The 7385-nt window shown below is 60.7% G+C and carries 8 protein-coding genes; 4 read left to right on the top strand and 4 right to left on the bottom strand.

Translation table 11 applies throughout. From position 1 onward, the window contains the following. Positions 1-1267: esterase-like activity of phytase family protein (locus EN984_RS15635; protein WP_127383820.1), on the top strand; the 1267-nt coding region annotated here is incomplete at its 5' end. A gap of 98 nt (positions 1268-1365) precedes the next feature. On the opposite strand, the gene EN984_RS15630 is transcribed toward EN984_RS15635, so the two are convergent. Next, positions 1366-2100 (bottom strand): hypothetical protein, encoded by a 735-nt coding sequence (locus EN984_RS15630; protein ID WP_127272720.1) that lies wholly within the window; start codon positions 2098-2100, stop codon positions 1366-1368. A 270-nt stretch (positions 2101-2370) separates the two neighbouring features. Between EN984_RS15630 and EN984_RS15625 the strand changes: the two genes are divergently transcribed. Then, the gene (locus EN984_RS15625) at positions 2371-3129 is read left to right on the top strand and encodes a helix-turn-helix transcriptional regulator (RefSeq protein WP_127267978.1); all 759 of its coding nucleotides are present in this window, start codon (positions 2371-2373) and stop codon (positions 3127-3129) included. 327 nt (positions 3130-3456) lie between these two features. Then, positions 3457-3636, top strand: a complete 180-nt coding sequence (locus EN984_RS15620) for a hypothetical protein (RefSeq protein WP_127267980.1) — start codon at positions 3457-3459, stop codon at positions 3634-3636. 139 nt (positions 3637-3775) lie between these two features. Here EN984_RS15620 and EN984_RS15615 read toward each other — a convergent pair whose 3' ends face one another. Further along, entirely contained in the window at positions 3776-4561 is a 786-nt protein-coding gene (locus tag EN984_RS15615; RefSeq protein ID WP_127267981.1) for a L,D-transpeptidase, read from the bottom strand. Between the two features lie 170 nt (positions 4562-4731). On the opposite strand from EN984_RS15615, the gene EN984_RS15610 reads away from it, so the two are divergent. Then, complete coding sequence (locus EN984_RS15610; RefSeq protein ID WP_127267982.1) at positions 4732-6204, top strand: MATE family efflux transporter; 1473 nt, start codon at positions 4732-4734, stop codon at positions 6202-6204. 85 nt (positions 6205-6289) lie between these two features. Here EN984_RS15610 and EN984_RS15605 read toward each other — a convergent pair whose 3' ends face one another. Continuing rightward, positions 6290-6688 (bottom strand): SH3 domain-containing protein, encoded by a 399-nt coding sequence (locus EN984_RS15605; protein ID WP_127267983.1) that lies wholly within the window; start codon positions 6686-6688, stop codon positions 6290-6292. A 261-nt stretch (positions 6689-6949) separates the two neighbouring features. Then, positions 6950-7234, bottom strand: coding sequence for a hypothetical protein (locus tag EN984_RS15600; RefSeq protein WP_127267984.1), 285 nt, complete (start codon positions 7232-7234; stop codon positions 6950-6952). Between the last annotated feature and the right edge of the window lie 151 nt (positions 7235-7385).

Below are 7385 nucleotides of genomic sequence, written 5' to 3'. Positions count from 1 at the left end.
GCATGAGGCCGCCGGCTACAAAGGTTCGCTCTGGCTGCTGCCGGATCGCGGCTACAATGTCGTCGGTACCACCGACTACCGGCCGCGCCTCAACACCGTCGCCATCGAGTTTACCCCGGTGGCACCAGGTGCGGCACCTGCTGCCGGCCAGCAGCAGACCGGCGTCAAGGCAACGCTCGCCGACACCATGCTTCTCACCGACGACAAGGGGGCTGATGCCACAGGCCTGGATCCGCTCAACGGCGTGCGCGCGGCAAGCGGCGACATGCCGATCCTGCCGCAAGCCGACAATGGCAAGCTGGCGCTCGACAACGAGGCGATCGTGCGACTGCCCGATGGTTCGATGTTCATCTCCGACGAATACGGCCCGAACATCTATCGGTTTTCCGCCGACGGGCATCTGCTGTCGGCAACCCAGCCACCGGCTGCGCTGGTGCCGATGCGCCACGGCACGCCGAACTTCGCCTCGGACAATCCGGGACCCGGTGCCGCCGAGCCCGATCCGAAGGATCCCGACACCGGCCGCCAGAACAATCAAGGCCTCGAAGGCATGGCGATGACGCCCGACGGCAAGTTCCTGATCGCCGTGCTGCAGTCGGCGGCCAGGCAGGACGGCGGCGATTCCGGCTCGACCCGCCAGAACACCAGGGCGCTGGTCTATGACACGTCCGACCTCGCCCATCTCAAATTGGCGCACGAATATGTCGTGCCGCTGCCGGTGTTCAAGGATGCCAAGGGCAAGACCAAGGTCGCCGCGCAGAGCGAGATCGTGGCACTCTCCGACAAGAGCTTCCTGATGCTGGCGCGCGACAGCGGCAACGGCCAGGGCCTGAAGGGCGACGCCTCGCTCTATCGCCAGGTCAACGTCGTCGACCTATCCACCGCGACCGACATCGCCGGCGGCGCCTTCGACGGCGCTGACAGGCCGGTCGCCCCCAAAGGCGTCGTCGACCCATCGGTGACACCGGCCAAGCTGACGCCATTCATCGACATCAACGACAGTGCCGAGCTCGGCCGCTTCGGCCTGCACAATGGCGCGCCCAATGACCAGGATAACCTGTCCGAGAAGTGGGAGGCGATGTCGGTGGTCAGCGTGCTCGATGCGAAGCTGCCCGACGACTACTTCCTGTTCGTCGCCAACGACAACGACTTCCTCGCCCAGGACGGTTTTCAGGTCGGCGCGCCCTACAAGGCCGAAGACGGCGCCAATGTCGACACCATGTTCCTAGTCTATCAGGTCACGCTGCCGGGTTTGGCCAAGAAGTAACGACCACTGCACGGACGGGCGCGCTTGGCGCGTCCGCCTGGATGGCACCATCAACCAAAAGGCCCGCTCCCGGAAACGGTAGAGCGGGCCTCCTACTTTTACGCGAGTTTTGGTTTTCCACTCAGGTATATTTTCTTGTAAGCCTCGAAAACCGTCTCTAGATCGAATTTATCTTCCAACGCTGGAACAAGATTCAGAAGAGACTTCATTCCTGACAGCAAAGAGAACGCCAGGATCGAGGCCGCCTCCTCAAGTTCGCTTTCGGTGATCGACGGTTCGATCTTCAGCTCAATCCAACCAGGTCGAATTTCATGGAGATGTCGAACGAGCGAGGTCCAGGTCACATGCGCCGCGTCAGCGGATATTTCCCGGTAGACATGGGTCTGCCTGGGAAAGGGCGTCTGTATGTCGGAAATTTGGAACCTCCCCTTTGCCCCGGCACTTCTCCTCAAGAACTCTTGCAAGTGCTTTTCCGCTTCTTTTGCAAGCTTTCCTCTGCCGTTCGCCATGAATTTCTTGGCACGTGATCGCCGACTGACCTCGTCGTCAGATCGCAAGAGATCGATGTATCCGTCCTCGGTCTCAGCCAGAAACAAATGCACCGAGCATTCGATCGCTGAGCGGCAGGTCGATCGAAATGCCAAATCTCTGCCAGCATCAACTAGAACTAATGCCGACTGCGTTTCGGAAAGCAGCCGAGCCAAGAGTGCCAGCGCTGCAGACTTTCTTTCAGCGTGCTCAGCGTCACACAAGTCGATCTTGTCGAGTTCCAACACATCGACGCTTCCTAGAAATTCGCCAAACCAATCGCGCCAAACCTTGCGTATTGGCATAGCCGTCCCCATCCCCATCTGCGGCACTAGCATAACCACATCGTGCCTTGCCTCTCATAGCTTGAGTTGCAGCAACCGGCCAACACATAGCAGGTTCATCCGAACGCCCCGTAGAATCCGCGTGCAGACAAAGCGACCTGATTGAGTCGCGCACAAGCCGCACTGAAATCTTGCGTCACAGTGAGGCTGTCGCAAAGCGACTTTCTCGATGGGCACGCCTGTCGCTACCATGGCGTAGCACTGTCGCTCGATGAATGAGATAGTAGCGACATGGAAAAGCAAATGACGATGTCGAACGGCGCCAAAATCAGGGAACTGCGGGAAGCGGCCGGCATGACCCAGGACAAGCTGGCCGCTATGAGCCGAGTCGACAGACGTACCGTCCAGCGTGCCGAGCAAGGAACACGGCTGCAGATGGAGACTCTGTCGAGCCTGGCTGCTGCACTGGGCGTGCTTGTCGCCAACATTATCGTCAACGGCGCCCGCCACGAAGACATCGACAATCTCGACGCAAAGAGCCTTGTGGTACTAAATCGGATCAGGTCCGGCATGATGTTGATGAATATTGTGCGTGACAGCTATGAGGGAACGATCTCGTGCGAAGCTGAGCCGACATCAGAGAACATCGAGGCCCTGTCAGCGGTCATCACGAAGCTCGAGTCGCTTATGCCTCAGCCTTGGGAACGGCCGCATCAGCGACTGTCATTTCCGCTGTCGGAAAGATTGAAGGCGGCAGTGGAGGTAGGCGAGCAGCTCAGACAACTCGAAGGATGGGGAATCGCTTTTTATGCGGGCACCTACACCGCCCGGACTCAAGTTCCGACGTGGGATGGTGATCACGGTGAAATGTTCATCTCCAGCCGGACCCCGTACGAGCTGGTCACTATCTGTCGCGTGATTGTAGCCCATTCCGGCCAGGGCGACCGGATCACGACTAAGGCCAATGACATCTTTGTCCCAACAAAGCCGCTCTCGGACGCGTCGACCGAAAACGACAAGAAGCCTTTGGACGACGAGATACCTTTTTAGTTCCAATCTAGCTGAGCTGGATTGAGGTATCATCAAACCTGGGACATCCACGAGCTCTCTCAAGCGCTAACGGCGGCGTAATACGAAATTAGGAAATGATTAACCAACACAGTCTATGGTCTCAGGCATGACGAAGAAAATCGTATCCTTTCGGCTCTCGGCACACGAGATCGAGCTCATCGAGAAAAGCGCGCGAAGATTCAAAGTGAGCCGTTCACAGGCTCTCAGCGCGGCCATTCGAGCGTTCGATCACAACTATATGGCCGAAGACGAAACGTTTGTTCAGCGCACTCCCTGGTGGTTCGAATCCCTTGACGGTGACACAAGATGAGCAAGCTGGATCCGAATAAACTTATGATGGTTCTCGCGGTGATCACCCTCGTGGTTATTGCCGCGATGTCGGGATACCGGCTGCAGATCGGCCCGAGCGGACTGACATTTGAGCACAGCGGAGATGCCGATGCTGCTGCAAACTCGAAGCTGATCTCTCCGCCTCCATCCCATTGAGGAATGCAGCCGGCTCTTTGGAGCAAGATAGCTTATCCTCCCTCGGAAAGGTTCGGTCTTGGAGGGGTAGTGTACTGACCGCACGTCGGTGTTTGTCGAATGGTGAGCTGCTTCGCCGCAGTCCACAATTCGTGCAGACTTACTGCAACATCTCCGCGTCCCTCGGCACGCCCGCGTCGATCGGCTCGGCGGTTCTGCTCGACACGGCCATGATCTTGCCGGCAGCCGACAGGTTGGGACGCACGAAGACCTGGGCGGGGCCGTTGACGCGGCTGTAAAGGTCAATGATGTCCTGGTTCATGAAGCGCACACAGCCCGACGATGCGTTCTTGCCGATGGAATCCCACTCCGGCGTGCCGTGCAGTCGGTACATCGTGTCCTTGCCATCGCGGAACAGATACAGCGCGCGGGCGCCCAGCGGGCTCTGCGGGCCGGGCGGCATGCCGTCCTTGTATTTCGCCAATTCCGGCCGGCGCTGGATCATTTCCGGTGGCGGCGTCCAGACCGGCCACTTCTTCCTCGCCTGGACCACGGCGCTGCCGGTCCATCCGAAACCGGCTTTGCCAAGGCTGACGCCATAGCGGATAGCTGTGCCGCCGTCGCGCACCAGATAGAGGAAGTGCTCAGACGTATCGACGACAATCGTGCCGGGTTTCTCTCCGGTCGGGTCAGTCACGATCTGGCGCACGAACTTCGGATCGACCTTGGCGACCGGGATTGCCGGCAGTTGATAGCCCTCGTCGACACGCGCCGCATACATGCTCGCGGCATCGCCGAAAGCCGGATCGCTCGGCGGTGCTGCAACCGGCGGCGGCGGCGCCATGTCTGTTGTGGTGCACGCCGAAAGAGCCAGGGCACCCAAGGCGGATGCACCGAGGAACGCGCGCCTGTTCAGGCGCTCAAAAAATAGCGGAATATCGGACATGACCCCCCCGGCTTATCCAAGAACTGTAGGAATGCGGCCCCACGCATCGAGGATCAATATCCCATTCCGGAAGCTTTGAGAACATGATTAGATCACGGCATGACCTGTCCCGTTGAATCGGCAATCATCGCGCACGCGACTTGAAACGAACCTTCGCCGAGCTGCCCGCCATGGACGAAAAAAATCCCCCGCGCCGGCGCACCGGCGACCTGACCAGCGGCCCGATCCCGCGCACGCTTCTGCTGTTCGCCCTGCCGGTGCTCGGCTCCAACGTGCTCCAGTCGCTCAACGGTTCGATCAACGCCGTCTGGGTCGGCCGTTTCCTCGGCGAATCGGCGTTGACCGCCACCTCCAACGCCAACCTCGTCCTGTTCCTGATCCTCGGCACCGTGTTCGGCATCGGCATGGCGGCCACCATCCTGGTGGCCCAGTCGGTCGGTGCCCGCGACCTGCCCGAGGCGCGCCGCATCGTCGGCACCAGCGCGACGTTCTTCTTCCTCGTTTCTGTTATCCTCGCGGTCTGCGGCTGGATCTGGGTCGACGCCATTCTCAACACGCTCGGCACACCGGCCGATGCCTTGCCGCTCGCCCGCTCCTATCTGCGCATCATCTTCGTCGCCGTGCCGATGATGAACCTTCTGTCCTTCGTCATGACCGTGCTGCGCGGTGCCGGCGATTCACGCACGCCCTTCTTCTTCATGGCTCTGGCCGTCGTCCTCGACATCGTGCTCAACCAATTGCTCATCCGCGGCATCGGACCGTTTCCCGAACTCGGCATCGCGGGCTCCGCCACGTCCACGCTGATCGGCCAGACGGTAAGCGTGATCGCCATCCTGATCGTGCTCTATGTGCGCAGGCATCCGCTGCGGCTGGCCGGCGCCAACCTCGCCCTGCTGCGGCCCGATCCCACCTTGCTTCGCATCGTCGTCGTCAAGGGCGTGCCGATGGGTCTGCAGATGATCGTCATTTCGGCGGCGGCACTGACGGTGATGGGCATCGTCAATTCCTACGGCTCACAGGTCGCCGCCGCCTACGGCATCGCCGCCCAGCTGTGGACCTATATCCAGATGCCGGCGCTCGCCATCGGCGCCGCGGTGTCCTCGATGGCGGCGCAAAATGTCGGCGCCGGGCGCTGGGACCGGATCGGCCGCATCGCCGCCTCCGGTGTCGGCTTCAACCTGGTCCTGACCGGCGCACTGGTTGCAGTGCTGTCGGTTTTCGACCGTTCGGTGCTGAGCCTGTTCCTGAGCAGCGACAGCGCGGCGATCGACATCGCCGTCCACATTAACAATGTCGCCTCGTGGTCGTTCATTCTGTTCGGCATAACCATCGTGCTGTTTGCCACCGTACGAGCCACGGGTGCCGTGATGCCGCCGTTGATCATCCTGGTCATTTCGGTGCTGGTCGTGCGCACCGGCTTCGCCTATTTCATGCGTGGCGTGATCGGCGAGGAAGCGCTGTGGTGGAGTTTCCCGGTGGGTTCGATCAGCTCGCTTGTACTGGCGGCGGCCTACTACCGTTTCGGCCGCTGGCGCACCACGCACATGATCGAGAACAGACCGGCAGCCGGCGAGCCGCCGGACACCGGTCTTGGCGTGCCACGCGGACGCGCGCATCTTTCGCCTGAAACACCGAACGGCTGAAGTACCCGTCAGGCCATGGACATGGCGGCAGGGCCGCAATTGATTTGCCGCACTGCCCGTCACGCCAGACCCGGCGCAAATGAACCTATTTGCAGGAGAAGCCGGGCGCGATCTTGCACTTGCCGGGACGTGGCCTGTGCGGCCGATGGTGCGGAGGACGGTGCGGCTTGTGCCAGTGTGGCGGCCGATGCGGCGGACGCACGATGATGATTGGCGGGCGAACGATTTGGGAGCGTTCGAGATAGCCGGAGCTGGCCCAGCCGCTCACGCCGCCGCCATGGATTCTGCACCAGCCCGGCTGGCAGCCGGTGACATTGACCCTGAAGCCGCCGGGCAGCGTTCCGACCCTGGCATATCCCGCTCCCGGCCCGCTACGGACATTAAGATTGGTCGTGGTGTGGGCGCTGTAAGCGAAGGCTGCGGCGGACGTCCCGAAGACCGCGGCCATTATGGTCGCGAACACAAGCAGAAAACGCAATCTCATCAGTCCCTCCATTCGAATCCGGCCGTTCATCTGCTTCGGCCAAGACTGCCCTGCAAGAGGGAGCGGCCAAGCCAAGAAAAGTCAACAGGTGGGCGGCGTAACCGTTCTGGCCAGCGGGACTGATGCCGGATTTTTCTTGGACATGGTTGAGGAATTTCCCGGTTGCCGCCTATTGCTCTTCAACACCCGCTGACGTTTACTGTCTTTCGACAATCACCGCGGGCAAAGGTGGATCCATGGGCAAAGGCAGGGTCGAGGCATTCACCGACGGCGCATCGCTTTCAGTTTTTCCGCCACCGATGCGGCAAGGTCGGCATAGCGCTCCTCCAGCCGTTCCGCGGCCTTGATGATCGAGAAATCATGGCCGAACTTTTCCAGCGCCATACGCAGCTTCTCGACGAACTCGGCTTGTTTCTCCAGGGCGGAAAAGAGCGTCCTCACCTGCGTTTCGCTGATGTCGGGGTTGGCCAGCATCTGCGGCACCTCGCGGCCCATCTGGTCGCCAATGGCGGTCTGTTCTTTCAGGATTGCAACCCAGTCCGTCAATCAGGAAATCTCCGTTTGTCCCGAGGCTAAAGTTTGTTTTGTCCCCAAGGCAAAATCTCTTTTGCGGAGGCAAAGGGCAACATGCGCAGCCTCGACCGAACTGGTCAACCCGACAAGGCGGGCAGAGGCTTGCGCCGGCCGGTTCCGGCGC

Origin of the sequence: Mesorhizobium sp. M7A.F.Ca.CA.004.12.1.1 (genome assembly GCF_003997835.1) — a bacterium.
Lineage (GTDB): Bacteria > Pseudomonadota > Alphaproteobacteria > Rhizobiales > Rhizobiaceae > Mesorhizobium.
Note: the sequence above shows the minus strand (reverse complement) of the source record. Positions and strands in the feature narration are given on the sequence as shown.